Source organism: Acidovorax sp. 22279, from assembly GCF_052045435.1.
GTDB lineage: Bacteria > Pseudomonadota > Gammaproteobacteria > Burkholderiales > Burkholderiaceae_C > Acidovorax > Acidovorax delafieldii.
The window spans coordinates 34,326-61,045 of sequence record NZ_JBQEOV010000007.1 but is presented as its reverse complement, the minus strand read 5'-3'; the positions used below and the strand labels follow the sequence as shown (position 1 = coordinate 61,045).

Sequence of the window (26,720 nt, the reverse complement as noted above, 5' to 3'; positions counted from 1 at the left end):
GAGAGAGGAAAAGGGCTCACCAGGCGTGCACAGCGTTGTCCGGGAAACGGCCTTGCTTCACGGACTGCACATACGCCTCCATGGCGCCGCGCACGCTGCCCGCGTCCTGCATGAAGTTGTGGACGAACTTCGGCATCTTCCCGAGGTTCATGCCCAGCATGTCGTGCAACACCAGCACCTGGCCGGCCGTGCCGTTGCCCGCGCCGATGCCGATGGTGTGGCAGTGCGGCAGCTCGGCCGTGATGTCGGCGGCCAGCGCGGCGGGCACCATCTCCAGCACCAGCATGGCGGCGCCTGCGTCCTGCAGCTCATGGGCCTCCTTGCGCAGCGTGCGGGCCGCGTCGTCGGTTTTGCCCTGCACGCGGTAGCCACCTAGCGCGTGCACCGTTTGCGGCGTGAGGCCCAGGTGGGCGCACACCGGCACGCCGCGCTGCACCAAAAACTCCACCGTGGGCGCCGTCCAGCCGCCGCCTTCGAGCTTGACCATGTGTGCACCCGCCTGCATCAGCAAGCAGGCGCTGCGCAGCGCCTGCTCGCGGCTTTCGGCGTAGGTGCCATAGGGCAGGTCGGCCACGAGCCAGGCCGTGCCCTGCACGCGGTGCAGGCCCCGCGCCACGCTGGCCGTGTGGTAGGCCATGGTGTCGAGCAGCACACCCACCGTGCTGGGCAGGCCCTGACACACCATGCCCAGCGAGTCGCCCACCAGGATGCATTCCACCCCCGCCGCATCGGCCATGGCCGCAAAGGTGGCGTCGTAGGCGGTGAGCATGGTGATCTTCTCGCCTGCGGCACGCATCTGCGCCAGGCGCGGCAGGCTCACGGGCTTGCGCTGGGGCAGGGGTGATGCGGGCGGCAGCGTGCCGTAGGGCGTGGCAGAAACAGGGCTGGTGGCGGTCATGTAGCGTGGTGAGGCCAAAAAATTGCCGCGAGTCTATGCGACCAATACTGGGTGTACTTATTGGTTTCCGGCCCCCAGGTCAGCGGCCCGTGTCGGCGCAGTGGCCTTTGCGTTCCCGGTATGCTCGCGGCCCATGACAGCAGCGTTACCCCCCGCGAAAAGCACCATGAGAGACAACGACGAAGTGAAGGCCCTGGCCCAGGCCGATGTGGCCCGCGCCCTGGCCGAAGACGTGGGCACCGGCGACCTCACCGCCGGCCTGATCGACCCCGCCCGCCGCGCCCGCGCGCGCATCCTGGCGCGCGAAGCTGCCGTGATCTGCGGCGCCCCCTGGGCCGATGCCGCGCTGCGCGCACTCGACCCCACGGTGCAGATCACCTGGCATGTGGCCGAGGGCCAGCGCTGCGCGCCCGACCAGGTGGTGCTGGAGATTGAAGGCAATGCCCGCGCGCTGCTGAGCGCCGAGCGCACGGCACTCAACTTCCTGCAACTGCTGTCGGCGGTGGCCACCAAAACCCGTACCTATGTGGATGTGGTGGCCGGCACCCGCGCCCAGATCGTGGATACGCGCAAGACCATTCCCGGCCTGCGCCTGGCGCAGAAATACGCCGTGCGCGTGGGCGGCGGCACCAACCACCGCATTGGCCTGCACGATGCGGTGCTGATCAAAGAGAACCACATTGCCGCTGCGGGAGGCGTGACGGCGGTGCTGCGCGCCGCCGACAAGGTGGCGTCACAGGCAAAGTTCATCGAGATCGAAGTCGAAACCCTGGAGCAACTGACCGAGGCCTTGGATGCGGGCGCCAGGATGGTGCTGCTGGACAACATGCCCTTGGCCCAACTGCGCGAGGCCGTGCGCATCAATGCCGGCCGCGCCATCCTCGAAATTTCCGGCGGCGTCACGCTCGATGGTCTGCGCGAACTGGCCGAGACCGGCGTGGACCGCATCTCCATCGGCACGCTGACCAAGGACGTGAAGGCCACGGACTTTTCGATGCGCCTGCAGGAGCTGTCATGACCACCGCTGTACTGAACCGCATCGACGTGGAGTACGAGCAGCCGCTCGATACCGAGGAAGGCGCCGTCTGCTCCACCAAACACGCCTGGGCCCGCGTGCCGCCCGAGCCCACCCAGGCTGAGCGTGTCGCGCTCAAGGACAAGATCCGGCGCCTGCTCAAGGAAAAGAACGCGGTCATGGTCTCGCACTACTACGTGCACCCGGACCTGCAAGACCTGGCCGAGGAAACCGGCGGCCTGGTGAGCGATTCGCTGGAGATGGCCCGCTTTGGCCGCGACCACGCGGCGCAGACCCTGGTGGTGAGTGGCGTGCGGTTCATGGGCGAGACGGCCAAGATCCTGAGCCCGGAAAAGACCGTGCTCATGCCCGACCTGGACGCCACCTGCTCGCTGGACCTGGGCTGCCCCATCGACGAATTCAGCGCGTTCTGCGACCAGCACCCCGACCGCACCGTGGTGGTCTACGCCAACACCAGCGCGGCCGTGAAGGCGCGTGCGGACTGGCTGGTCACATCGAGCTGTGCGCTCGACATCGTGAGCGCGCTCAAGGCCGCAGGCCAGAAGATCCTGTGGGCGCCCGACCGCCACCTGGGCGCCTACATCCAGCGTGAGACGGGCGCCGACATGGTGTTCTGGAACGGTGCCTGCATCGTGCATGACGAGTTCAAGGCGCTGGAGCTGGAGCTGCTCAAGCAGCAGCACCCGCATGCCAAGGTGCTGGTCCACCCCGAGAGCCCCGCCGACGTGGTGGCCCTGGCCGACGCCGTGGGCTCCACCAGCGCCATCCTCAAGGCCGCGCGCGAGATGGACGCCACCGAGTTCATCGTGGCCACCGACAACGGCATGATGCACAAGCTGCGCACGCTCAACCCCGGCAAGATGTTTTACGAAGCCCCCACGGCGGGCAACAGCGCCACCTGCAAGAGCTGCGCGCACTGCCCCTGGATGGCGATGAACGGCCTGGCCGATGTGGCCCGCGTGCTGGAGACCGGTGCGAACGCTGTGCACGTGGACTCTGCACTCATCCCGCGTGCGCGCCAGCCGATTGACCGCATGCTGGCCTTCACGGCGGCGCTCAAGAACGGTCAGCCCACCGGCGCACTGTTGCCCCACCTGGGCGCTGCCTGAGTGCGCACGACGTGTTGATGTTTGCTCATGTTTTGATAGCTACAGGCGCATGATCCACTAGCGCCTCCGCCTGCTTTGACTTCTAGTTGCCACATTGACTTCACCCAGCCGCTGAGCGCAGGCGCCGCGCGCCTGCGCCACCGTTTCGAGGTCCCGCGCGAGGTGCTGGTGGCCCAGGCACTGCACGAGGTGCGCGGTGTGCTCGACGCCGTGTTTGCCGCCGCACAGCAAGGACGCTGGTGCGTGGGCCATGTGCGCTACGAGGCCGCCCCGGCCTTCGATGCCGCATTGCAGACCCATGCGGCCGACGGCCCGCTGGCCTGGTTCGCCGTGTACGACGCGCCCCAGCCCGGGACCGACGACGCGGCGGATGCGGCCGCAGCGGCAACCCCAGCGCAGGTGGTGTGGGACGACAGCCCCGAGCGCGAGGCCTTTGACGCCGCACTGGCGCAGATCCAGCAGGCGATTGCGGCGGGCGAGCTGTACCAGGTCAACTACACCGCGCCCTTTCGCGGCACGCTGCAGGGCTCGCCGCAGGCCCTGTTTGCTGCACTGTTGCGCGCGCAGCCCGGGGGCTATGCCGCCTACCTGCAGGCGGGTGACGAGCAGGTGCTGTCGGTGTCGCCCGAGCTGTTTTTTGACTGGCTGGACGCGCCGGAAGGCGGCACCCTGCTGGCCCGCCCGATGAAGGGCACGGCCCCGCGTGGCGCCACCCCCGAGCAGGACGCGCAGCAGGCCGAGCACCTGCGCACGGCGCCCAAGGAGCGTGCCGAGAACGTGATGATCGTGGACCTGCTGCGCAACGACATGTCGCGCATTGCGCTGCCGCACAGCGTGCAGGTGCCTGCGCTGTTTGCCACGCAGGCCTTGCCCACGGTGTGGCAGATGACCTCGGACGTGACGGCGCGCACGCGGCCCGGCACCACGCTGACGGATGTGTTCGCGGCGCTGTTCCCTTGTGGCTCCGTCACGGGGGCGCCCAAGGTGCGCGCCATGCAGATGATCCGCGCGCTGGAGCCCGCGCCGCGCGGCGTGTATTGCGGCGCGGTGGGTGTGGTGCGGCCTGGCGGGGCGGCGGGGCCGGACGGCCTGCACCCGGTGGCGGCCACGTTCAATGTGCCCATCCGCACCGTGGTGCTGCGTGGCGTGTGTACGGGTGCGGGTGCGGAGGCCTCCGCCGGCGTTGCCAAAGCCACCTGCGGCATTGGCAGCGGCATCACCTCGGGTGCCGAGGCGGGCGCCGAATGGGCCGAGTGGCACCACAAGCGCGCCTTTGTCGAGCGGGCCAGCGCTCCGTTCGAGGTGCTCGAAACCCTGGGCCTGCACCACGGCAAATTCGTGCACGCCGACCAGCATGTGCGCCGCATGGGCGAGGCGGCCGCGCATTTCGGCTTTGTGTTCAACGCACATGCGGTGCGCCAGGAGCTGCAGATTGCCGCCCTGCAACACCGCGATGGCGACTGGCGGGTGCGCCTGCTGCTGGCGGCGGATGGCAGCGCCCGCGCCGAGGCCTTTGCGCTGCAGACCACGGCGGTGCCCGTGCGCCTGCAACTGGCGCCGCGCCCCTTTGCGGCCGCGCACAGCGAGTTTGTGCGCTACAAGACCACGCGGCGCGCGCACTACGCGCCGTTTGCACCCACTACCCCCGGCGTGTTCGACACGGTGCTGTGGAACGAGGCGGGCGAGATCACCGAAGGTACCTTCGGCAACATCGCCGCGCTCGTCGATGGGCGCTGGGTGACGCCGCCCCTGTCCTGCGGCCTGCTGCCCGGCGTGGGCCGCGCCGTGGCACTGCAGGACGGCCACGTGGTGGAGGCCGTGCTGCGCGTGGCCGACATCCCCCGCGTGCAAGGCTGGGCGTTCATCAACAGCCTGCGCGGCTGGCTGGACGCCACGCTGGACGCGTAGCCAACCCTTTTCCCGCAACCTCCCTGTTGGCGTGCCGCCCCAGGTGTTTGGCGGCCGCCGCAGGAGCCGTTCAGCGCAATGGATCAGGCCATGGGTGTGTTGCCTTCGGTGGTCGTTCAGGCAGCGGGCCGAGCGTTCCAACGCGCATCCTGTGCATCAGGATGTGACGCTGCTTGCCCGGGCTGTAGGCGCGTGCATGGCGCCCACCCAGCCTGACCGCACCGGCCTGGCAAGGCCGGTTGCTGCGGTCTGGCAAATGCCCCCTTTTGCATCCCGCTACCTGCTGTGCGCTTGCTTACACCGCATCGCACCTGGCCCACAGGCCTATAGGACACGGCCTACAAAAAGCGCTGCGGTGCCCCTCGAACATGAACCCACACAAGACGCCTTTGAAGGCTTTGTGTGCCACCTTTGTTCAACCACTTCGACAGGAGCCACCATGTCTCAAAACAACCCGCAGAACCAGCCCAACACCCCTTCGTCTCAGCGCCAGTCGCCCGCCGGGCAGCAGCAGGCCGAGCAGAGCACGGGCGGCACCACCCACCGCCAGCAAGGTGCCCGCAACGACGCCGACACACACGCGCAGGGCCGCGACCAGAAGCAGCAAGGCAGCCGCGATTCGCACAAGAGCCAGCCCTGAGACCGGGCGGGCCACAACAGCATGTGGCCAGCCGCACCCTTCCATTCCTATTCACTTTCAACTTTTGATATTCCCATTGACCGCAAGGAGAACACCATGGGCTACAGAGACAGCGACGACAGCAACTTTTCCCGCCATGGCATGGGCCGCGATGCCGACGACATGCGCTTTACCGAGCGCGGTGACCACCAGGGCTACGGCAGCGAAGACCATCGCGGCAGCAGCCCTGGCGGTTACCGCCAGGAGTTCGAGAACCGCAATGACCGCAGCGACCGCTATGAGCAAGAACGCTATGGCCACGAACGTTATGGCCAGTACGGCCTGAACCGCAGCCGCGGCGAATCGCAGGGCTACCCGCGCTCGGGGCGCGAAGGTTTTGGCGCGTATGGGCCTCAGGGCCGCTCGGGCTATGACAACGGCCCCGGCCGTCAGCACCAGGCCTGGGGCGCCCCGTACGAGAGTCAGGGTTTTCGCGATGACGAAGGGCGCTTTGCCTCGCCCTATCGCGACGATGCACGCGGCCAGGTTGGCTATGGCAACGTCTATGGCTTCACCCGCAATGCACCGCCCGCCCAGCAGAGCCGGGGCCACCGCGATCCCGACTACCAGCAGTGGCGCGACGAGCAACTGCGCATGCTGGATGACGACTACGACAGCTGGCGCAAGGAGCGCTACCAGAAGTTCTCGGATGACTTCAGCCAGTGGCGCTCCAGCCGCACCAGCGGCAGTTCGGGTCAGCAGCAGCCCGGCCAGCAGAACCAGAAAGGCGCGGGCTCCCAGAGCGCATCCAGCACTGCGTCTGGCGGCAACCAGGGCAACACCGGCAAGTCCAAGGATGCCAGCTGACCGTTGCTGCGACTGACGCGGCCGGACCGGGGCAGTGTGTACTGGCCTGGCCCGGCCCGGTCGTTGAACTCGCCGTCCGTACCACCGTGGGCGCACTGGCCTTGAAGCCCAGGCGCCCCTTTTTTGGCTCCGGTTGACCTATAGAGCCCCTGTCGGCAGAAAGACATTCCCCCATGACCGCATCCGTCCCCTTCGCTCCCGGCCACTGAGGGCGCGATCCATGCCTTTACCCAGGTGCTGGCGCACAACTGGCCGACCGGGGAATCCGCGTGAGAGCGGTGGCGCTAGGGCCAGTGTGGACACCGCTGATCCCGGCGGACCGCCCGGCCGAGGAGTTGGAAAAGGTTGGCGTCACCACGCGTCTGGACCGCCCGGCGCAACCCGAGGAGATCTCGCCCGCCGACGTGTTCCTGGCGGCCCCGTGTTGCTCCAGCTACATCACGGGCATCGTGCAGCCCATCACCGGCAACGCAGGCGACGGGGCCTGAGACGGGGGCAGGAGCGCAGCGTCAGAGCCGCTCTTTGGCGTACGAGCCCCGGTCCATATCGACGATCTCCACGCTCAATTGCACCATCACGCCCTGTGGCTTGGGGGTGCGCTCGCGCAGCACCGCGGCAATGAGGTCGGACAGCTCCTTCTTGGCCTCGGGCGTGCGGCCTGACAGCAGGCGCAGCTGTGCGTGCACAAAGGCGCGGTTGGCGGGCGCGATGCCGATCTCGAAGCTATCGGCCACGATGAAGCGCGTCTTCAGGTCGGCCTCGTCCTGCACCTGGGGATGTGCGCACAGGGCGGCGTTCAGGGCCGTCAACGTTTCGGCTTCGGGGTAGTGGGGCAGGTTGGCCGAGTATTCGATGGTCAGGTGGGGCATGGAATCGTCTCGCTGGAAGGATAGGGGAGGGCCTGCACTGGCAGGGCGCCTGGGCTGTGCATGGTACTGCGGCTTGTCAGCGACTCACCAACGGTGTCGCCAGCGCATGCAGCGCGGCCAGCAGTTGCGCCACATCGTCGGTGGTGTGCGCGGCGGACAGTGCAATGCGCAGCCGCGCCGTGCCCGCTGGCACGGTGGGCGGGCGGATGGCAGGCACCCACAGTCCTTTGGCGCGCAGGCCTTCCATCACCGCCAGCGCCGCTTCGTTGCTGCCGATGATCAGGGCCTGCACGGGGGTGTGCGACGGCAGCAGGTGCCAGCCCAGCGATGCTGGCAGCGTGGACAGGCCTTGGCGCAGTTGCGCGATGAGTCCGTCCAGGTGCGCGCGCCGGTCGTCGGCTTCCTCCATGAGCTGCAGGCTTTGGCGCAGTGCGCTCGCCAGCAGCGGTGGCGCGGCGGTGGCAAAGATGTAGGTGCGCGTTTTTTGCAGCAGCCATTCGATGAGGGCTGCATCGCCGGCCACAAAAGCGCCCGCCACGCCCGCTGCCTTGCCCAGCGTGGCCATGTACAGCACGCGGCGCGAGGCGTGGGGGCCCGTCAGCCCCGCCCGTGCCAGGCTGCCGCGCCCTTGGGGGCCCAGCACGCCAAAGCCGTGGGCATCGTCCAGCAACAACAGTGCGTCGTAGCGCTCACACAGCGCGAGCAGGGCTGGGATGTCGATGAGATCGCCGTCCATGCTGAACACCGCGTCGCTGATCACCAGTTTGCGCCTTGCGGGGCTGGCGGCAAGCTGCGCTTCCAGCGCTGCCAGGTCGGCGTGGGGATAGCGGTGGATGGTGGCGCGCGACAGGCGGGCACCGTCGATCAGGCAGGCGTGGTTGAGTGCATCGGAGAACAGCGCATCGCCGTCACCCACCAGCGCGGGGATGATGCCGGTGTTGGTGGCATAGCCCGCGTAGAAGTACAGCGCACGGGGCAGTTGCACGAAGGCGGCCAGGTCGTGCTCGAGCGCATCGTTGGCGGCGCTGTGCCCGCTCACCAGGGGCGAGCCGCCGGAGCCCACGCCAAAGGTGTGCGTGGCGTCGCGGGCAGCCTCGGCCAGCGCTGGGTGGCTGGCCAAGCCCAGGTAGTCGTTGCTGCAAAAGGCCAGCATGGGCTGGCCGTCCACCAACAGGCGGGCACCCTCGGCGGGCACCACCACGCGGCGGCGGCGCAGCAGGTGCGCGCGCTCGATGTCGGCCAGGCGCGCGGGGATCTCGTCGAGCCACGACGTTTGTGGTGCCGTGGCGCTTGTCATCGCCAGTCCTTGGGCAAATCAAACACCAGGCTGCCGGGTTCGGGTAGCTCCTGGTGCGGCACATCGGCCAGCAGCGGTGCACCCAGCCGGGTACGCAGGTAGGCAATGTTGTCCTCCACCGCCTCCATGTCGGGGTCCACCCGGTTGGCCACCCAGCCCGCCAGCGTGAGGCCCCGCGCACGGATGGCCTCGGCGGTCAGCAACGCATGGTTCAGGCAGCCCAGCCGCAAACCCACCACCAGCACCACCGGCAAGGCCAAGGCCTGGGCAAGGTCTGCGCCAGTCAGCGTATCGGTGAGCGGCACATGAAAACCGCCTGCCCCCTCCACCACCACGGCGTCGGCCTGTGCGGCCAGCGTTTGGTAGCTGGCGACGATGGCAGCGATGTCGATCTGCACACCCGCCCGCGCTGCGGCGATGTGGGGCGAGAGCGGGTCGGGCAGCAGCACGGGGTTGTCCAGCGCTGGCGGCACGGCCAGGGTAGAGGCCGAGCGCAGCGCAATCGCGTCTTCACTGGCCCAGTCGTCCCCCCAGGGCACCAGGCCAGCCGCCACGGGCTTCATGCCCACCACGCGGCGGTGGTGGCGCGCCAGAGCGTGTAGCAGTCCGGCGGACACCAGCGTCTTGCCGACACCGGTGTCGGTGCCGGTCACAAAACATCCCATCATCAACTTTCCTCCTGCAGGGTGGCGTTCAGCGCATCAAGCGCGCCGCTGGCGAGGCTCTGCACGGCCTCGTCGTCGAGTGCATAGGGCGGCATGGCGTACAGCGTTTTGCCAATGGGTCGCAGTACCAATCCGCGTGCCATGGCGTGCTGGTGGTAGCGGCGCGCAAAGTCGGGCAGCGGGGTGTTCACATCCCAGGCCCAGATCATTCCGATGCGGCGTGCATGCCGCACACGCGGGTGCTGTGCCAAGGGTGCGCACGCCGCATCGATGCGCTGCGCCAGCGTCTGGTTGGTTTTCAGCGCATCCAACTGTTCAAACAACTCCAGCGTGGCCAGCGCCGCGCGGCAGGCCAGCGGGTTGCCGGTGTAGGAGTGCGAATGCAGAAAGCCCCGCGCCACATCGTCGTCGTAGAACGCGGCGTACACCGCATCGGTGGTGAGCACGGCCGACAGCGGCAGTGTGCCGCCCGTGAGGCCTTTGGACAGGCAAATGAAATCCGGCCGGATTCCGGCCTGCTGGTGGGCGAACATGGTGCCCGTGCGGCCAAAGCCCACGGCGATTTCGTCTACCACCAAGTGCACTTCGTAGCGGCTGCACAGCGCACGCGCCAGGCGCAGGTATTCGGGGTCGTGCATCGCCATGCCCGCTGCGCATTGCACCAGGGGCTCCACGATCAGCGCGGCGGTGGTGGCGTGGTGCTCCTGCANCCAGCGCCGCAGCGGCACGTCGGGCCACGTCCTGTGCGGTCTCCCCCGGTGCCGCACCGCGTGCGTCAGGGCTGGGCACGGTGTCGGCCAGGCGCACCAGCGGGGCATAGGCTTCGCGAAAGATCGCAATGTCGGTCACGGCCAGCGCGCCCACGGTTTCGCCGTGGTAGCCACCGGCCAGACCCACAAAGCGGCTCTTGGCGGGGCGACCGGTGTTGCGCCAGTAGTGTGCGCTCATCTTCAGGGCGATCTCGGTGGCGGCTGCGCCGTCGCTGCCGTAGAACGCATGGCCCAGGCCGGTGAGGGCGGCCAGTCGCTCGGACAGCTCCACCACGGGCGCGTGAGTGAAGCCCGCCAGCATCACATGGTCCAGCTGGCCAAGCTGGTCCACCAGCGCGGCCTGGATGTGTGGGTGGCTGTGGCCGAACAGGTTGACCCACCAGGAGCTGATGCCGTCCAGATAACGCTGGCCATTGGTGCCGTAGAGCCACGGGCCCTGCGCGCGGGCAATCGCCACGGGCGGCTGGGCCTCGTGCCGCTTCATCTGGGTGCACGGGTGCCAGACGGCAGCCAGGCTGCGGGCCACCAGAGCGTCATGGTTCGGCGCCATCGTTACAGGGCCTGCGTGGGCACTGCGTGGTGCAGTTCCGTCTGGCGGTTGTGGTCGTCCACAAACACCAGTTGCGGCTGGTGCGCGGCCACCTGGTCTTCGTGCACCTGGGCGAAGGCCGCAATGATGATGAGATCGTCCACTGCAGCACGGCGTGCGGCTGAGCCGTTCACCGAGATCATGCCGCTGCCGCGCTGGCCCCTGATGGCGTAGGTGACAAAGCGCTCGCCGTTGTTGATGTTCCAGATGTGGATCTGCTCGTTCTCTGCGATGTTGGCGGCGTCCAGCAGGTCTTCGTCGATGGCGCAGGAGCCTTCGTAGTGCAGCTCGCACTGGGTCACGGCCACGCGGTGGATCTTGGATTTGAGCAGGGTGCGGAACATCGGGCTTCCTTGGGTGAAGTCTGTGAACTTTTGGGGGGTGGCCTGCCGGTGGCAGGGCCATGGCCGGTCAGGGCTGTGGAAAGTCCAGCGCGCAGCTGTCGCCCAGTGCCTCGCGCCACACGCGCACGCGGCTCAGGCTGGCGAGCAGGTCGGCGGGCAGTGCCTGGGCGATGAACAGGCACAGGTTCTCCAGCGTGGGTGTGCCCAGGCCGGGCACTTCGTCGAGCATGTGGTGGTCCAGCTGCTCGCGCACCACGGCCAGGCCCTGGCGCAGCAGGCCCAGGTCCAGCACCATGCCGGTGGCAGGGTCGCGCAGGCCGGTCAGGAACACTTCGGCGTGGTAGGTGTGGCCGTGTACGCGACGGCTGCCTTCGGCCTCGATCTCGCGGCGCAGGGTGTGGGCGGCGTCGAAGAAAAAGCGCTGGGAGATGGTGAACAACATACGGGAACCAGAAAAGAAAACCGCGTCACCGGATGCCGGTGAGCTTGTGGGTTTGCAGGCTCAATCGCCATGCAGGGTGGGCCAGGCAGGCGTCAATGCAGGCGGCAGTGTTCTGGCGCTGCAGCAGGCCGTCCATGGGCTGCAGAAAGCGGAGGGTGAACTGCGTGTCCTGCTCCAGCGCCAACAGGTCAAAGCCGGGCTGGGGCCAGACGAGTTTCAGCTCCTGCCCGCTGCGCTGCACCCACGGTGCACCCGCCTTGGGGCTGATGCACAACCAGTCGATGCCTTCGGGAGCGGCCACGGTGCCGTTGCTCTCGACGGCAATGCGGAACTGCTGGGCGTGCAGCGCGTCGATCAGCGCCGCATCCACCTGCAGCAAGGGCTCGCCACCCGTCAGCACCACCAGGCGGTGGCCCGCGCCCGCAGGCCATTGGGCGGCGATCAATTCGGCCAGTGCGGTGGCCGTCTCGAATTTGCCGCCCAGTGTGCCGTCCGTGCCCACAAAGTCGGTGTCGCAGAATTGGCAGATGGCCTGCGCACGGTCTTGCTCGCGGCCCGTCCAGAGGTTGCAGCCTGCAAAGCGGCAGAACACGGCGGGCGTGCCCGCCTGGCCGCCTTCGCCTTGCAGGGTGTAGAAAATTTCTTTGACGCTGTAGGTCATCGCGGCACCGGCGGAACAAGGATGGTGGGGGCGGCAGGCGCTGCCACCTCGGGGTAGTCGCGGCTGAAATGTAGGCCCCGGCTTTCGCGGCGCAGCTGGGCGCTTTTCACGATGAGGTCGGCCACCTGCACCAGGTTGCGCAGCTCCAGCAGGTCGCGCGTGACGTGGAAGTGTGCGTAGAACTCCTGGATCTCGCCCTGCAGCATCGCAATGCGGTGCGCGGCGCGCTCCAGCCGCTTGTTGGTGCGCACGATGCCCACATAGTCCCACATGAAGCGGCGCAGCTCGTCCCAGTTGTGGGAGATGACGACGGATTCATCCGCATCGGTCACGCGGCTGTCGTCCCAGGCGGGCACGGTGGGCAGTTCTGTGGTCGGCGCTGCGGCGATGGCCTGCGCGGCGGCGCGTGCAAACACCATGCATTCGAGCAGCGAGTTGCTGGCCAGGCGGTTGGCGCCGTGCAGGCCGGTGCAGGCCACTTCGCCCACGGCGTACAGGCCGGGCAGGTCAGTGCGGCCCGCCAGGTCGGTCAGCACGCCGCCACAGGTGAAGTGGGCGGTGGGCACCACGGGGATCGGCTCCTTCGTGATGTCGATGCCCAGCGACGCGCAGTGGGCCAGGATGTTGGGGAAATGTTCCTGCAAAAACGCGGGGCTCTGGTGCGAGATGTCGAGGTGCACACAATCGAGGCCGTGTTTCTTCATCTCGAAGTCGATGGCGCGGGCCACCACGTCGCGCGGGGCCAGTTCGGCGCGTGGGTCGTGGTCGAGCATGAAGCGCGTGCCGCCGGCAGAGGGGGGCAGCTTGAGTTGTCCACCTTCACCGCGCACCGCCTCGCTGATGAGGAAGGATTTTTCGTGCGGGTGGTACAGGCCCGTGGGGTGGAACTGGATGAATTCCATGTTCGCCACGCGGCAGCCCGCGCGCCAGGCTGCGGCAATGCCGTCGCCCGTGGCGGTGTCGGGGTTTGTGGTGTACAGGTACACCTTGCCTGCGCCGCCCGTGGCCAGAATGGTCTGCGGTGCGCGGAAGGTGACGACCTCGTCGGTGTCGCTGTCCAGCGCATACAGCCCCAGGCAGCGGTTACCCGGCAAGCCCAGCTTGCGCGTGGTGATCAGGTCCACCAGCGTGTGCTGCTCGAACAGCGTGATGCCGGGCGTGGCGCGCACCACGTCGATCAGCGTGCGCTGCACGGCCGCGCCGGTGGCGTCGGTCACGTGGGCAATGCGGCGCGCGCTGTGGCCGCCTTCGCGCGTGAGGTGCAACTGGTCGCCTTCGAGCGTGAAGGGCACGCCCAGCTGGCGCAGCCAGGCGATTGATGCGGGTGCGTTTTCCACCACAAAGCGTGTGGTGGCCAAGTCGCACAGGCCTGCGCCGGCCACCAGCGTGTCTTCGATGTGCGCGGCAAAGCTGTCGTCGTCGGCCAGCACTGCGGCAATGCCGCCCTGGGCCCAGCCGCTCGATCCATCTTGCAGCGTGCGCTTGGTGATGACGGCCACGCGGTGCGTGGGCGCCAGGTGCAGGGCGGCCGAGAGGCCGGCGAGGCCGCTGCCTACGATGAGAACGTCGAAGTCGTGGGATGCCATGGCTTGCGTGTGAAGGGGGTAGTGCCACGGCCACCGGCCAGGGCGGTGAACAGTGGAAGGCGGCCCTAGGCCGGCGTGTAGGCCAGGCGCACGTAGATGGGCGCAAACGCTTCGGCCTGCGTGATCTCGATCAGCGTCTCTTTGGCCAGCTCCAGCAGCGCAATGAAGGTCACCACCAGCACGGTGCTGCCTTTTTCGGGCTCGAAGAGTTCTTCAAACTCCACAAAACGGCGGCCCTGCAGGGTCTTGAGCACCATGCTCATGTATTCGCGCACGCTCAGTTCCTCGCGCGTGATCCGGTGGTGCTGTACCAGCTTGGCGCGCTTCAGGATGTCGCGCCAGGCCTCCTGCAGCTCCACCACATGCACGTCGGGAAAACGCGGCTGCAGGCTTTGCTCGATGTAGACCTGGGCTTTGAGGAAGTCGCGGCCATATTGCGGCATCTGCCCCAGGCGGGCGGCAGCCATCTTCATCTGCTCGTATTCGAGCAGGCGGCGCACCAGCTCGGCGCGTGGGTCTTCGGGTTCTTCGCCTTCTGCCTGCTTCTTGGGCGGCAGCAGCATGCGTGACTTGATCTCGATCAGCATGGCGGCCATCAGCAAATACTCGGCCGCCAGTTCCAGGTTGCGGCTGCGGATCTCGTCCACATACGCCAGGTACTGCTTGGTCACCCCCACCATGGGGATGTCGAGGATGTTGAAATTCTGCTTGCGGATCAGGTACAGCAGCAAATCCAGCGGGCCTTCAAAGGCTTCGAGGAAGACTTCGAGCGCGTCGGGCGGGATGTACAGGTCCTGCGGCAGCGCAAACAGCGGTTCGCCGTACAGGCGGGCCAAGGCCACCTGGTCCACCACCACGGGCATGCCCGCCGCGTCCAGCGAGGGCGCGCCGGGGGAGTCTGCCGCTTCGGCTGCGTTCGCGGTGGTCATGGTTTGCTATTGAGTCAGGAGCTATCAGCGCAATAAATACCTGCGCTTGCGGCTCAAAAGATGCTCAATCGGCGTTGGTCTGGTACACGTAGGGCTTCTGGGCCACCTGGGCGTCGCGGTACTCGCCCCAGATCTTGCGGTCCACCTGCTTGTCCCACAGCAGGGCACGGCCGGCTTGTTGCTGCTGGTCCAGTTCGGGACGGCTCGCCTTGAGCTGGTTGATGAACTGGGTGGCGTCGGATTGGTAGTCGGGGCGGCGGAAAATAGACATGGACTGTGAACTCTTTCTTGGAACGCGTCAGGCACAGTGATGCACCGAAGGTCCAAGATTTTACCGGGACGAATTTATGCGCTTGATATATCGCTCCGCTGCCCTGGCGGCCGCCACCCTTTCCCTGCTGGTGCTTGCCGCCTGCGACCCGCAACGCATCAGCGAACTCAAGGAGGGCGTTTCGACCGAAGCCGACGTGCGAGACCGCTTCGGCGCCCCCGAGAACGTGTGGGACGAGCCCGGTGGCGCGCGCACCTTCGAGTACAACCGCCAGCCTGCCGGCCAGGTCAACTACATGATCACCATCGGCCCCGACGGCCGCATGACCGCGCTGCGCCAGGTGCTTACGCCCGAGACCTTTGCGCGTGTGTCGCCCGGCATGCGCATGGACGAGGTGCGCCGCCTGCTGGGCAAGCCCGCCAAGGTCACGCCCTACGAGCTGAAAAAGGAGACCTGGGCCGACTGGCGCTACCTGGAGGCTCCCAACCAGTCCAAGGTCTTCACGGTGGTCTATGGGCCCGACCAGTTTGTGCTGCGCACGCAGACGGGTGCGGACACGGACGCGCCCGAGTTCAAGGGCGGCAAGTAGCGGCGCCTGCGCGCACCTGCGCACACTGGCGCGTTGCTTGCTTCTCATCTTGCAGACTGAACGCTGGACGCGCGCCGGGCTGTCCCCAAGTGCCCAGCACTCCACCGGCGGAAAGCCCCCGCGCCTTTGCCACGCACCCCAACGCTGAACGCCCATGCCCGATACCCAGCCCCCCGCCCACGACGCCGCACCGCCGCTATCCGCCCTGCGCCATGGCACCTTTGAAGACGCCCAGGCCCTGTTTGCGGGCACCCTGTTTGTGGCCATGGCGCTCATGCTGTTCAACCAGGCGGGGCTGCTGGTGGGCGGCACGGCGGGCGCGGCGTTCTTGCTGCACTACGTCACCGGCATCTCGTTCGGCAAGCTGTTCTTTGTGGTCAACCTGCCGTTCTACTGGTTTGCCTGGACGCGCATGGGGCGCGAGTTCACGATCAAGACCTTTGTCTGCGTGGGCCTGCTGTCGCTGCTGACCGAGCTGTTCCCGCACGTGATGCATGTGGACTACCTGAACCCGCTGTTCGCCTCGTTGCTGGGCGGGCTGCTGCTGGGCACGGGCTGCCTGTTCCTGGCACGCCACCGCTCCAGCCTGGGCGGGGCCACCGTGGTGTCGCTGTACCTGCAAGGCCGCTACGGCATGCGTGCGGGCAAGGTGCAGATGATGATCGATGGCACCGTCGTGCTGCTCGCACTGTGGGTGGTGCCGGTAGACCGTGTGGCGTATTCGGTGCTGGCGGTGCTGGTGATGAGCGGGTTTTTGTGGATCAGCCACCGGCCAGGGCGCTACGTGGGCCATTGAGCGAGACAGCCGCCAGCGCGGTGGCTGACAGTCCCGTCGGTTGAGCGCGACCCCGGGGTTCTGAGTCCCGCCAAACGCTATGGGGCCATTCCATTCTCTGCGTCAACCCTGCTTCAGGGGGGTGCGCTTGCGCGTTCTCCCGCCATAGAGTTCCAGGCACCCCGCCTGCACGCGCACGAGGGAGCCGGACCTGTTCGTGCCTCCCGAGGGGTTGAAGTGTCCATGCAGTTCACAGACCCGGAGAACCCTTGATGTATCGAAATTTTTCTGCCATGGCTGAGGCCCTGCGTGTGAGGCTTGCCGGTGCGGCATGGGCGTTGCCTCTGGTCATGGCAGGCGTCCTGGCAGCTTGCGGAGGCGGTGGTGGGGACTCTGCCGAGCCACCGCCTCCCCCACCACCGCCCTCCGCGGTGCAGCATCCGGTGGGGGGCACGGTGACGGGGCTGACGGGAACGCTGGTACTCGCCAACGGAACGGGTGCGGAAGTGAGCATCACGGCCAGCGGCAGTTACGTCACCAATGTTGCGCAGGGGCAGGCTTACAACATTGTTGTGCGCACCCAGCCGGTGGGGCAGACCTGCGTGGTGGAAAACGGCTCGGGCGTGGTGACGGGCCCGGTCACCAACATCCTGGTGACCTGCACCACCAACACCTACGCCGTGGGTGGGACCATTACGGGCCTGGCGGGGGGGCTGAGGCTGCGGCTGAACGGCGCTGCAGATTTGCTGTTGACTGAGAACGGCGCTTTCCGGTTTGCATCGCCGGTTTCTCACGGCAGCGCCTATGCGGTCACGGTGTATGCGCAGCCTGTGGATCAGGCCTGTACGGTCGAAGCTGGCACCGGAGTCGCTGTGGCGCCGGTCACCCAGGTGAGGGTGCTTTGCAGCACGATCTATACGCCGCCTCCGCCACCGCCCCCACCGCCGCCAGCTCCTCCGGCGCCGGGTGGCCTGGGCATTGGCTACGGGACGAAGGCGCTGATCTTTTCGTGGACTTCGGCGCCGGGTGCAACCAGCTACACGGTGTACGAGGACCCGGATGGCGCAGGCCCGCTGACACCCGTGCAGATCGGGTCCACCGCCACCACAGGGCTGACCTATGCAGTACCGGTGCTGCTGCACCTGCGGCTGAATGCCACCTACACCGTGCAGGCCTGCAATGCGGGTGGGTGCAGCGCCCCGTCGACGTCTGTAGCGGCCGACTTGGTGCGTGCCATTGGGTACTTCAAGGCGTCGGCGACCACCGTCGAAGGCCGCTTTGGCAACCGTGTGGCCTTGTCCAGCAACGGCACCACCTTGGCCGTGGGGGCCTATGGCGAGGGTGGCAACACCGGAGCGGTGTACGTCTTCACGAAGAGTGGCGCCACGTGGTCGCAGCATGCGCGCATTGCCGCCCCCAACGGCGAGGCCAACGATTATTTTGGCAATGCCGTGGCGCTGTCTGCCGACGGCAACACGCTGGCCATCGGCGCGGACGGCGAGAGCAGCGACCAGAAGGGCACGTTTGCGACGATGCCCGCCACCAACAACCTGGCCAGCAACTCCGGCGCCGTCTATGTCTATTCCCGCACAGGTGCAGCCTGGTCGCAGCAGGCCTTCATCAAGGCGAACAACGCGGATGCCGACGATCTTTTCGGTTCATTCGTAGCCCTCTCGAACGACGGCAACACCCTGGCTGTGGGGGCCTACAACGAGGATGGTGACCTGACTGGAACACACGGCAATGCAGCCTATGCTGCGTCCGGGGCTGCCTACGTCTTTGCCCGCACGGGCACCAGCTGGGCACAGCAAAGTTACCTCAAGGCCTCCAACGCAGGCGCGGGAGATTTCTTCGGCATCTACCTCAGCCTGTCTGGCGCGGGCGACACCCTGGCGGTGGGCGCGTTCTTTGAGCGCAGCGCTTTGGCAAGTGATCCCGCGGATGACACCTTGACCAATGCCGGTGCGGCTTACGTGTTCCAGCGCAATGCAGGGGCATGGTCGCAGCAGGCCTATCTGAAGGCCCCCAGTCCCCAAGCGCAGGACCGCTTCGGTGTGTCGGTCATCCTGTCAGGCGACGGCAACACGCTGGCGGTTGGCATGGATGGAGACAGCAGCAACTACACAGGCACCTTCGTCGTGCCGCCACCGCGCAACACCCTGGCACTCAACTCTGGCGCGGTGTTTGTGTTCATTCGCGCAGGTGGCGTCTGGCAGTCGCAGGCGTACTTGAAAGCTTCCAACACCCGTACCCCCCACCGGTTTGGCAACAACTTGGCCATGTCCAGCGACGGCAACACGCTGGTGGTGCCGTCGTACCGGGACGACAGCAATGCGCGCGGATTCAATGGCGACCAGGCTAACACCGCCGCTGCGGATGCGGGCGCTGTGCTGGTGTTTCGCCGCAGCGCGGGCGCCTGGGCGCAGCAAGCCTACCTGAAGGCACCCAATACGGGCGCTGGGGACCGGTTTGGTGGCCGTGTGGCGATATCGGGTGACGGCACTACCCTGGCCGTGGGGGCATCCACTGAAGACAGTGGATCGACTGGCGTTGGGGGCAACCAGGCCGACGAAAGCAGCACCAACGCGGGCGCGGTGTACCTGTACTGAAAACTGGATGATGGGAGGCAGTCAACATGCCGCCCCTTCCTCTATCGGCGGATGGCGAGGGGCTCAGCACCCCTCGGTATCCTTGTCGGTTGCTTTGTCTATGAGCGTTGCACGCCTTACCGCACCCGCATGCCTGGCGTGGCGCCCGGCCAGGGGTTGAGCACGTAGATGCCGGGGTTGGCCTTTTCGTCACCATGGCTGGCGGCCAGCACCATGCCTTCGCTCACGCCAAACTTCATCTTGCGCGGGGCGAGGTTGGCCACCATCACGGTGTGCTTGCCCACCAGGTCTTCGGGCTTGTAGGCGCTGGCAATGCCGCTGAACACGTTGCGCATGCGGCCTTCGCCCACGTCCAGCGTCAGGCGCAGCAGCTTGGTGGAGCCTTCGACCGGCTCACAGTTCACGATCAGCGCAATGCGCAGGTCGATCTTGGTGAAGTCGTCGATGGTGATGGTGGGGGCGAGTTCTTCGCCACCAGGATGGGAGTTGGCTGCTACGGTTTCAGTAGCTGCTGGCGCTTGTTCTGCTTGCGCTGGGGCCTCAAACAGTGCTTCAAGCTGTTCGGGGGTCACGCGCTGCATCAGGTGCTGGTAGGGCTGGATGGCTTGCACGTCGCCCGCCACGTTCCACTGCTGCATGTTTACGCCCACAAAGCCTTGCACGGCCTGGGCCAGGCCCGGGAGCACAGGTGCCAGGTAGCGGGTGAGCGCGGCAAAGGCGTTGACGAGCACCGAGCACACCTGGTGCAGGGCCTCGTTGTTGGCAGCGTCCTTGGCCAGATCCCAGGGCTTGTTCTGGTCCACATAGGCGTTGACCTTGTCGGCCAGCAGCATGATCTCGCGCGTGGCCTTGCTGTATTCCCGCGTTTCGTACATCTGCGCGATGGCGTCACTGGCGCCGCGCACCTCGGCCAGCAGGGCTGTGCCCGTGGTGCCAAATTGGTCGGTCAGCTTGCCGTCAAAGCGCTTGGTCAAGAAGCCCGCCGCGCGGCTGGCAATGTTCACGTACTTGCCGATCAAGTCGCTGTTCACCCGCAGCATGAAGTCTTCCGCATTGAAGTCGATGTCTTCATTGCGGGCCGATAGCTTGGCGGCCAGGTAGTAACGCAGCCATTCGGCATTCATGTTCAGGCTCAAGTACTTGAGCGGGTCCAGGCCCGTGCCCCGGCTCTTGCTCATCTTCTCGCCGTTGTTCACGGTCAAAAAGCCGTGCACGAACACGTTGTTGGGCGTCTTGCGGCCGCTGAAGTGCAGCATGGCGGGCCAGAACAGCGTGTGGAAGGTGACGATGTCCTTGCCAATGAAGTGGTACTGCTCCATGGCTGGGTCGGCCATGTAGGCGTCGTAGCTTTCGCCACGCTTTTCCAGCAGGTTCTTCAGTGACGCGAGGTAGCCCACGGGGGCATCCAGCCACACGTAGAAGTATTTGCCGGGCGCGTCGGGGATCTCGATGCCGAAGTAGGGCGCGTCGCGGCTGATGTCCCAGTCGCCCAGGCCTTCACTGGTGGTGCCGTCGGGGTTGGTGCGGACGGTGAACCATTCCTTGATCTTGTTGGCCACCTCGGGCTGGAGCTTGCCATCCTGCGTCCAGTTCTCCAGGAACTCCACGCAGCGTGGGTCCGACAGCTTGAAGAAGAAGTGCTCTGAATTCTTCAGCTCGGGCTTGGCACCCGACAGGGCTGAGAAGGGGTTGATCAGGTCGGTGGGGGCGTACACCGTGCCGCACACTTCGCAGTTGTCGCCATACTGGTCCTTGGCGTGGCACTTGGGGCATTCGCCCTTGATGTAGCGGTCGGGCAGGAACATGTTCTTCTCGGGGTCGAAGAACTGCTCGATGGTGCGCACCTCGATCAGACCACCGTCGGCGCGGTCGCGCAGGTCGCGGTAGATCTGTCGGGCCAGCTCGTGGTTTTCGGGCGCGTCGGTGCTGTGCCAGTTGTCAAAACTGATGTGAAAGCCGTCCAGGTACTGCTTGCGGCCGGCAGCGATGTCGGCCACGAACTGCTGGGGCGTCTTGCCGGCCTTTTCGGCGGCGATCATGATGGGCGCGCCGTGGGTGTCGTCGGCACCCACAAAGTTGACCGCGTTGCCCTGCATGCGCTGGAACCGCACCCAGATGTCGGCCTGGATGTATTCCATGATGTGGCCGATGTGGAAGTTGCCGTTGGCATACGGCAGGGCGGTGGTAACGAAGAGTTTGCGGGCGGAGGTCGTCATGGGATGCGGCTTTCTCAGGCGGAACCCGCGATTTTAGGGGGTTGTGGTATGTCTGGCCGCGTGAGGCTTTGGGGCAAGCGACGGATACCACCCCGCCAATGGCAAAATTTCAAGCGGCACGCGAGTCGCCCCCTGGCCCTGGAAAAATCCAGCGGCGTCTTTCCCCAACTCTTGCGCAGTCTTTGCGGTTTTTCAGGTCTTCAACATGTCGTGTCCGTGTGCTGGTTGGGTCGTCTCGCGAGTGAGTTTGCGAAAGTCGTTGTACACGTGGCTGTTGAGCTTGTCATTCAGCGCTGTGCCGTCGCTTGCGGCGCCCGTCATTACCACCGTCGCCGAGGATTCTTTTTCCTACGCCAACAACATATCGCTGGTAGGGCAAAACGGGGGCACTGGATGGACTGGAGCCTGGGTTTCTGACAGTATTTCGTTCACCGATTTTTTTACGAACTCTGTGGGGCTGTCGGTGCCGGGTTTGGCAGGCGCAGGGGGTAAGGTGGTGTACCGGGCCGGGTCGCAGCTGAATGATGCTGCGCGAGACTTGCCGTTGCAAAACTCCGGTGTTCTTTTCGTGCAGTTCGTCTCGCAGTTTGGCACCCAGTCTGGCGGCGGCACGCCGAACCTTCGTTTCATCAATGCAGGTGTAACTACGGGTGCAGTGGGCAACAACGGTGCATGTGGCAGCCCCGTATATGCCATTCTTGACAACACTTTGCAGCCAGTGGCCGGCGCGTGCAGCGCAGTGGCGCTCAATACCCTCAGCGCCGTGGTGCTGCGCATTGACTACACAGCCAATCTGACCCAAATGTGGGTGCTGTCCAGCTTGTCGGGATTCGATTACTTGAATCCGCCAGCTCCCTCGGCGTCTTATGCCGGTTTGTCACCAGCATTCCAGCGTATTGCGTTTTATAGCCGCAGCCCTGCCAGCATTGATGAACTGAAAGTGTTTCGGGTGACGGCTCCACCCTCTGCGCCCTCTCCGGTGCCCGGACTGTCGGGTGAGGGTGTTGGAGTCCTGGCGGCGTTGCTGGCGCTGGCGGCCGTGTGGCGCGGGGCGAGCAGGTTTCGCCGCCGGTAAGCGGTTGCTTCGGCGGGCACCTCTCAGGTGTGGTGCCGCATCTGCACCTCGGCACCGGTATCCGTCCATCCAAAAAATTGGCACACCTCGGCCCGCATGGCCAGGGTGTCGGTCCGGCCCAGGGCCATCAGCTCCTGCGTGTAGCCGGACTCGAACAGCAGGTAGCTGGCCAGCGCCGCGCCGCGCACATCGGCCATGTTGGACGTGACGCCCAGGGCGCCCAGCATGGTGCGCACGGGCGTGGGCAGGTCGCCCACGTGGCGCGCAGCCACGGCATCCAGGCGCTGGGATGGCGCAATCACCAGCAGCTCGATGGGGCGCAGTGCGCTGTGCAGGCGCTTTTCTTCGGGGATGAGGGACAGGGTCTGGTTGATGCGCTGCACGCGCTCCACATCCACGGCCAGCGCATCCAGAAAGATGTTGGACAGCGCATGCCCCGCAATCTGCGCCAGCGTGGGGTAGGTGGCCGTGGGGTTGGCAGCGGCATCTCCCTTGGGCTCGTGCATGCGGCCCGCGCCGATCACCAGGATGCGCTCGGCCCCCAGGTGAATGGCCGGAGCAATGGGCGCCGACTGGCGCATGGAGCCGTCGCCGAAATATTCGACGTGGTCATCCACCTCGATGCCCTTGGCCGGAAAGATGAACGGAATGGCCGAGGATGCCAGCAGATGCTCGTGCGTGATGCGGTCGCTGGCCGCTTTGCGCTGCGAGCGCACCCAGGGCTTGACGGGTGCGGCGGCTTCAAAAAAGGTGACGTGTTCGCCCGAGCTGTAGCTCGACGCTGTGACGGCAAGCGCTGTGAGATGCCCTTTGCGGATCAGCCGGGGCAGGCGCACCAGCGGCACCATCTTGACCAGCAGTTTTTCGAGCGGGGTGTTGTCCAGCAGCGACTTGGGCCGCATGCGCCGCCAGCGCGCCAGCGCCCAGCCCAGCGACACCAGCGTGAGCCAGCGCGCGCCGCTGCGCATCACGCTGAGCGAGTCGGCGCCATACACCTGGCTGGCATGGAACTGCCGCCACACGCGTGCAATGCGGCGTACCGCACGGTCAAAGTGGTCGGCTCCGCAGGCCAGGGCGGCTGCGTTGATGGCCCCCGCCGAGGTGCCGGTGATGATGGGAAAGGGGTTGGGGCCGCCGCCTTCGCCACAGGCCTGGCGCAGGTCGGCAATGGCTTCCAGCACGCCCACCTGGTAGGCAGCGCGGGCACCGCCGCCGGTCAGCAGCAGGCCCGTGGCGGGTGTGGCGGGAACGTTGCCAGGGGCTGCGGTAGAGGTTGTGGGGGGCATGGACGGTGGGGCTGTGTAAGGCTCCCAGTGTGGAGGGGCGCCCGGGCGCAGCTCATGTGGGAAAACCCGCATGTGCGGGCCACCCCACAGGAGGTGGTCTTAGAACCTGTTCACAGTCTTTTTGGAGATTACATTGGAGTGCAATCGGGAGGAGTGGATGCTTCGGGTGCGCCGCATGGGCTCATGCCCATGCAAGCAGCCGGGGCGTCCAATCGCCCGATTTCACTCCAACCCTTCGGGCAAGTGCCTTGCCGGGCGGTCTGCGGCGTTGCGGCGCTTGCCAATAGCACGGGCTATTGGCAGCGCACCGCGCCTTGCATCCCATCCCGGCAAGGCACTTGTGCAACTCCAAAAAGACTGTGAACAGGTTCTTAACGCTGCTTGAGCAGCAGTTGCGCCACCGCGTCACCTTGCAGCACCACGATGCCGTGCTCCCGGGCAAACGCCTGGGCGTTCTCGCTGACCTGGCCCAGGGCGGCCACGTAAACGCCCTCCGACGCATCGGCAGCGGTCATGGCCGTGCGCAGCTCCCGCAGGGGCTCCACACCGTGGGTAGCGGCCTTCCAGCGCTTGGCGCTGACCAGCGTGGTCTTGCCGCCCTGGCTCAGGCGCATGTCGGCCCCGGTGGCGTTGCTGCCTGTCATGCGCTCCACGCTGTAGCCCGCGCGTTCCCAGGCGGTGGCCAGGGTGTCGGCGAAGCTGCGCCAGGGCATGCTGCCCACGGCCTCCAGCATCTCCACCACCTTGGCGGGGTTGGGCGCGCGCAGTTGCTTCCAGGCTGCGATGCAGCCCACCACAAAGATGGGGAACCCTGCCAGCGCGCCCACGACAAAGTACTCCTTGGGCAACAACGCCCCGGCCGCCAGCGTGATGAGGCCCACCACCACAAAGCTGATCCACCACGGCGAGCGCAGCAGGACGGCAAACAGGGAGTTTTCAGACATCTTGAATTTCACGGGAGGCCTTTTTGGAGAGAGCGACGATGCAATGCGGTGCGCATTGTCCTTCAGCGGCAGGGGGCGGGAGCTTGGGAATAGACTACCGGCCCCACAGGAGTTATTTGAATGGCAGTCACCGAACAGGGCCTTTTGGCCGCACTTTCCAGCGTGCTGGACCCCCATACGGGCAAGGATTTTGTCAGCAGCCGCGCCCTGCGCAACCTGCAGATCACCGGTGGCGACGTGGCGTTTGACGTGGAACTGGGCTACCCCGCCAAAAGCCTGGTGCCCGAGCTGCGCCGCAGCCTGGTGGCCGCCGCCAAGGGCGTGGCGGGCGTGGACAACGTGTCGGTCAACATCACCACCAAGGTCATCGCCCATGCCGTGCAGCGCGGTGTGCAGCTCTTGCCCCAGGTCAAGAACATCATCGCCGTGGCCTCTGGCAAGGGCGGCGTGGGCAAGAGCACCACGGCCGCCAATCTGGCCTTGGCGCTGGCTGCCGAGGGTGCCAGCGTGGGCGTTCTGGATGCCGACATCTACGGCCCCAGCCAGCCCATGATGCTGGGCATCAACCGTCGCCCTGAGAGTGAAGACGGCAAGACCATGGAGCCGCTGGAGAACTACGGCGTGCAGGTCATGTCCATCGGCTTCCTGGTGGACCAGGACGAAGCCATGATCTGGCGCGGCCCCATGGCCACCCAGGCGCTGGAGCAGCTCTTGCGCCAGACCAACTGGAAAGACCTGGACTACCTCATCATCGACATGCCGCCCGGCACTGGCGACATCCAGCTCACCCTGAGCCAGCGTGTGCCCATGACCGGCGCGGTCATCGTCACCACCCCTCAGGACATCGCCCTGCTGGACGCCAAGAAGGGCATCAAGATGTTCGAGAAGGTGGGCGTGCCCATCCTGGGCATCGTCGAGAACATGGCCGCCCACGTCTGCAGCAACTGCGGCCATGTGGAGCACATCTTTGGCGCCGATGGCGGCAAGAAGATGGCGGCCGATTACGGCATGGACTACCTGGGTGCGCTGCCTTTGAACATGAGCATTCGCCTGCAGGCCGACAGCGGCAAGCCCACCGTGGTGGCCGACCCGGATGGCGAAGTCGCACAGATCTACAAGAAGGTGGCGCGCGATGTGGCGGTGAAGATCGCCCAGCAGGCCAAGGACTTCTCGAACAAGTTCCCCACCATCTCGATCAGCAAGAACACCTGATCCTCCTGAGCCACCCCACCGCGCCATGAACCTGCTCGCGTCCCTGCGCTACCTGGTGGCGCTGCACGAGCACCGGCACTTTGGCCGGGCGGCGCAGGCTTGCCACATCACGCAGCCGGCGCTCTCCAATGCGCTGCGCGCGCTGGAAAAGGAGTTTGGCGTGGTGGTGGTGCGCCGGGGGCGCAGCTTCGAGGGCTTCACGCCCGAGGGTGAGCGTGTACTGGCATCCGCCCAGCGCATGCTGCACGAGCACCAAGTGCTGCAGCAGGACCTGAGCGGCGACGCCGCCCACCCGCGCGGCACGCTGCGCCTGGGCGCGGTGCCCACGGCCATGCCCATCCTCGCGCGGTTTGCGGCGCAGCTGCAGGCGCGGCACCCGGGCATCGTGCCGGTGGCACTGTCGATGAGCTCGCAGGCGCTCGAGGCCGGGCTGGAAAACATTTCGCTGGATCTGGCGCTGGGCTACACCGAGCGCATGCCCGCACGCGGCGGCCCGCTGCGGGCCTGGCCGCAGTATGTCGAGCACTACTTTCTGCTGCGCCGCGCACCGCGCCCGCTCCAGGGCCCGGAGCGTGGGCTGCAGATCCGCCCGTCCATGGCCTGGGCCGATGCAGCGGCCTTGCCGCTGTGCCTGCTCACCCCGGAGATGCACAACCGCAGCCTGGTCGATGGCGCCTTCCGCGCGGCAGGCGCCACGGTCATGCCCGCCATGGAAACCGATTCGGTGCTGACCCTGGCGCTGAGCGTGGTGGCGGGCCAGTTGTGCAGCGTCCTGCCCGGGGCGCTTGTCGATGCCGTGCGCGGCCATGAGGGGCTGGAGGCCCTGCCGCTCAAGGGCCCGGTGCTGACCACCCCCATCGGATTCATGTCGCACCGGCAGGTGCAGCCCACCCGCGCCCTCGATGCAGCGCTGGCACTGGCGCAGGACCCCGACTGGCTGCAGCACGCTGCAGCACACAGTGGGCTTCTGGTCGCCGATTGAGCGCTGACCGCATGGGTTGCGGCGGGTGATTCATGGGCAGTTGCAAAAACGGCCGTTTCATTTGTTTTTGTGATCGACCCATGTGCATCGGCAATTTGACGCCGCAGGCGCCCGTGGCCGACACTGCGGCGGCCCGGGCACCCTATGCAGGTGCCTGCATACAACCAGATCA

Annotated in this window: 24 protein-coding genes and 2 pseudogenes; 12 read left to right on the top strand and 14 right to left on the bottom strand. The window is 66.4% G+C overall.

Features of this window, described 5'->3' with window-relative positions; translation table 11 throughout:
• Positions 1-16: 16 nt before the first annotated feature.
• Entirely contained in the window at positions 17-898 is an 882-nt protein-coding gene (gene panB / locus ACTJKQ_RS10875) for a 3-methyl-2-oxobutanoate hydroxymethyltransferase (RefSeq protein ID WP_440596832.1), read from the bottom strand.
• Positions 899-1,064: 166 nt separating this feature from the next.
• Here panB and nadC point away from each other — a divergent pair, with 166 nt between their 5' ends.
• The 6 genes and pseudogenes from nadC to ACTJKQ_RS10845 form a co-directional block, all read left to right on the top strand.
• Positions 1,065-1,916: a carboxylating nicotinate-nucleotide diphosphorylase gene (gene nadC, locus ACTJKQ_RS10870; RefSeq protein ID WP_440596831.1), complete on the top strand. Its 852-nt coding sequence runs from the start codon at positions 1,065-1,067 to the stop codon at positions 1,914-1,916.
• Positions 1,913-3,043 carry a quinolinate synthase NadA gene (gene nadA / locus ACTJKQ_RS10865; RefSeq protein WP_440596830.1) on the top strand — a complete coding sequence of 377 codons (1,131 nt, stop codon included), beginning with the start codon at positions 1,913-1,915 and terminating at the stop codon, positions 3,041-3,043. Before nadC ends, nadA begins: the two co-directional genes overlap by 4 nt.
• A gap of 75 nt (positions 3,044-3,118) precedes the next feature.
• Positions 3,119-4,951, top strand: coding sequence for a chorismate-binding protein (locus ACTJKQ_RS10860; protein WP_440596829.1), 1,833 nt, complete (start codon positions 3,119-3,121; stop codon positions 4,949-4,951).
• 439 nt (positions 4,952-5,390) lie between these two features.
• On the top strand, positions 5,391-5,591 hold the full coding sequence (locus ACTJKQ_RS10855; protein WP_440596828.1) for a hypothetical protein: 201 nt from the start codon (positions 5,391-5,393) through the stop codon (positions 5,589-5,591).
• Positions 5,592-5,687: 96 nt separating this feature from the next.
• On the top strand, positions 5,688-6,437 hold the full coding sequence (locus tag ACTJKQ_RS10850; protein ID WP_440596827.1) for a hypothetical protein: 750 nt from the start codon (positions 5,688-5,690) through the stop codon (positions 6,435-6,437).
• A 201-nt stretch (positions 6,438-6,638) separates the two neighbouring features.
• Positions 6,639-6,925 (top strand): annotated as a pseudogene (locus ACTJKQ_RS10845) (SDR family oxidoreductase); the annotation flags it as partial.
• Positions 6,926-6,946: 21 nt separating this feature from the next.
• Here the strand turns inward: ACTJKQ_RS10845 and ACTJKQ_RS10840 are convergent.
• The 10 genes and pseudogenes from ACTJKQ_RS10840 to ACTJKQ_RS10795 all read right to left on the bottom strand — a co-directional run bounded on the left by ACTJKQ_RS10840 (position 6,947) and on the right by ACTJKQ_RS10795 (position 14,860).
• Complete coding sequence (locus ACTJKQ_RS10840; protein ID WP_110960097.1) at positions 6,947-7,306, bottom strand: 5-carboxymethyl-2-hydroxymuconate Delta-isomerase; 360 nt, start codon at positions 7,304-7,306, stop codon at positions 6,947-6,949.
• Between the two features lie 76 nt (positions 7,307-7,382).
• Complete coding sequence (gene bioF, locus ACTJKQ_RS10835; RefSeq protein ID WP_116747800.1) at positions 7,383-8,603, bottom strand: 8-amino-7-oxononanoate synthase; 1,221 nt, start codon at positions 8,601-8,603, stop codon at positions 7,383-7,385.
• Positions 8,600-9,271, bottom strand: coding sequence for a dethiobiotin synthase (gene bioD, locus ACTJKQ_RS10830; protein WP_116747799.1), 672 nt, complete (start codon positions 9,269-9,271; stop codon positions 8,600-8,602). The genes bioF and bioD overlap by 4 nt, the downstream gene beginning before the upstream one ends.
• Positions 9,271-10,588 (bottom strand): annotated as a pseudogene (bioA, locus tag ACTJKQ_RS10825) (adenosylmethionine--8-amino-7-oxononanoate transaminase). Before bioA ends, bioD begins: the two are co-directional and overlap by 1 nt.
• Before the next feature lie 2 nt (positions 10,589-10,590).
• Positions 10,591-10,971 carry an aspartate 1-decarboxylase gene (gene panD, locus ACTJKQ_RS10820; RefSeq protein ID WP_440596826.1) on the bottom strand — a complete coding sequence of 127 codons (381 nt, stop codon included), beginning with the start codon at positions 10,969-10,971 and terminating at the stop codon, positions 10,591-10,593.
• Between the two features lie 67 nt (positions 10,972-11,038).
• Positions 11,039-11,413: a 6-carboxytetrahydropterin synthase gene (locus tag ACTJKQ_RS10815; protein ID WP_440596825.1), complete on the bottom strand. Its 375-nt coding sequence runs from the start codon at positions 11,411-11,413 to the stop codon at positions 11,039-11,041.
• 25 nt (positions 11,414-11,438) lie between these two features.
• The gene (gene queE / locus ACTJKQ_RS10810; RefSeq protein ID WP_440596824.1) at positions 11,439-12,074 is read right to left on the bottom strand and encodes a 7-carboxy-7-deazaguanine synthase; all 636 of its coding nucleotides are present in this window, start codon (positions 12,072-12,074) and stop codon (positions 11,439-11,441) included.
• On the bottom strand, positions 12,071-13,660 hold the full coding sequence (nadB, locus tag ACTJKQ_RS10805; RefSeq protein ID WP_440596823.1) for an L-aspartate oxidase: 1,590 nt from the start codon (positions 13,658-13,660) through the stop codon (positions 12,071-12,073). Before nadB ends, queE begins: the two co-directional genes overlap by 4 nt.
• A gap of 65 nt (positions 13,661-13,725) precedes the next feature.
• Positions 13,726-14,589, bottom strand: a complete 864-nt coding sequence (locus tag ACTJKQ_RS10800) for a segregation and condensation protein A (RefSeq protein ID WP_056058577.1) — start codon at positions 14,587-14,589, stop codon at positions 13,726-13,728.
• Positions 14,590-14,653: 64 nt separating this feature from the next.
• A complete protein-coding gene (locus tag ACTJKQ_RS10795; protein WP_056058580.1) occupies positions 14,654-14,860 on the bottom strand; it encodes a DUF3460 family protein in 207 nt (68 codons plus the stop codon).
• Between the two features lie 76 nt (positions 14,861-14,936).
• Between ACTJKQ_RS10795 and ACTJKQ_RS10790 the strand changes: the two genes are divergently transcribed.
• From ACTJKQ_RS10790 to ACTJKQ_RS10780, 3 genes are all read left to right on the top strand, one after another.
• On the top strand, positions 14,937-15,449 hold the full coding sequence (locus tag ACTJKQ_RS10790) for a hypothetical protein (RefSeq protein ID WP_056058583.1): 513 nt from the start codon (positions 14,937-14,939) through the stop codon (positions 15,447-15,449).
• A gap of 154 nt (positions 15,450-15,603) precedes the next feature.
• Positions 15,604-16,245: a YitT family protein gene (locus ACTJKQ_RS10785; RefSeq protein ID WP_056058586.1), complete on the top strand. Its 642-nt coding sequence runs from the start codon at positions 15,604-15,606 to the stop codon at positions 16,243-16,245.
• Positions 16,246-16,517: 272 nt separating this feature from the next.
• Complete coding sequence (locus ACTJKQ_RS10780) at positions 16,518-18,833, top strand: FG-GAP repeat protein (RefSeq protein WP_440596822.1); 2,316 nt, start codon at positions 16,518-16,520, stop codon at positions 18,831-18,833.
• 116 nt (positions 18,834-18,949) lie between these two features.
• On the opposite strand, the gene metG is transcribed toward ACTJKQ_RS10780, so the two are convergent.
• Positions 18,950-21,049, bottom strand: a complete 2,100-nt coding sequence (gene metG / locus ACTJKQ_RS10775; protein ID WP_440596821.1) for a methionine--tRNA ligase — start codon at positions 21,047-21,049, stop codon at positions 18,950-18,952.
• A 259-nt stretch (positions 21,050-21,308) separates the two neighbouring features.
• On the opposite strand from metG, the gene ACTJKQ_RS10770 reads away from it, so the two are divergent.
• Positions 21,309-22,124 carry a hypothetical protein gene (locus ACTJKQ_RS10770; protein ID WP_440596820.1) on the top strand — a complete coding sequence of 272 codons (816 nt, stop codon included), beginning with the start codon at positions 21,309-21,311 and terminating at the stop codon, positions 22,122-22,124.
• A 23-nt stretch (positions 22,125-22,147) separates the two neighbouring features.
• Here the strand turns inward: ACTJKQ_RS10770 and ACTJKQ_RS10765 are convergent, their stop codons facing one another.
• Both ACTJKQ_RS10765 and ACTJKQ_RS10760 read right to left on the bottom strand, forming a co-directional pair.
• Positions 22,148-23,410, bottom strand: coding sequence for a patatin-like phospholipase family protein (locus ACTJKQ_RS10765; protein WP_260668287.1), 1,263 nt, complete (start codon positions 23,408-23,410; stop codon positions 22,148-22,150).
• A 371-nt stretch (positions 23,411-23,781) separates the two neighbouring features.
• Positions 23,782-24,354, bottom strand: a complete 573-nt coding sequence (locus ACTJKQ_RS10760; RefSeq protein ID WP_260668286.1) for a restriction endonuclease — start codon at positions 24,352-24,354, stop codon at positions 23,782-23,784.
• A 120-nt stretch (positions 24,355-24,474) separates the two neighbouring features.
• On the opposite strand from ACTJKQ_RS10760, the gene apbC reads away from it, so the two are divergent.
• A complete protein-coding gene (apbC, locus tag ACTJKQ_RS10755; RefSeq protein WP_260668285.1) occupies positions 24,475-25,566 on the top strand; it encodes an iron-sulfur cluster carrier protein ApbC in 1,092 nt (363 codons plus the stop codon).
• A gap of 25 nt (positions 25,567-25,591) precedes the next feature.
• Complete coding sequence (locus tag ACTJKQ_RS10750; protein WP_440596819.1) at positions 25,592-26,548, top strand: LysR substrate-binding domain-containing protein; 957 nt, start codon at positions 25,592-25,594, stop codon at positions 26,546-26,548.
• Positions 26,549-26,720: the final 172 nt, after the last annotated feature.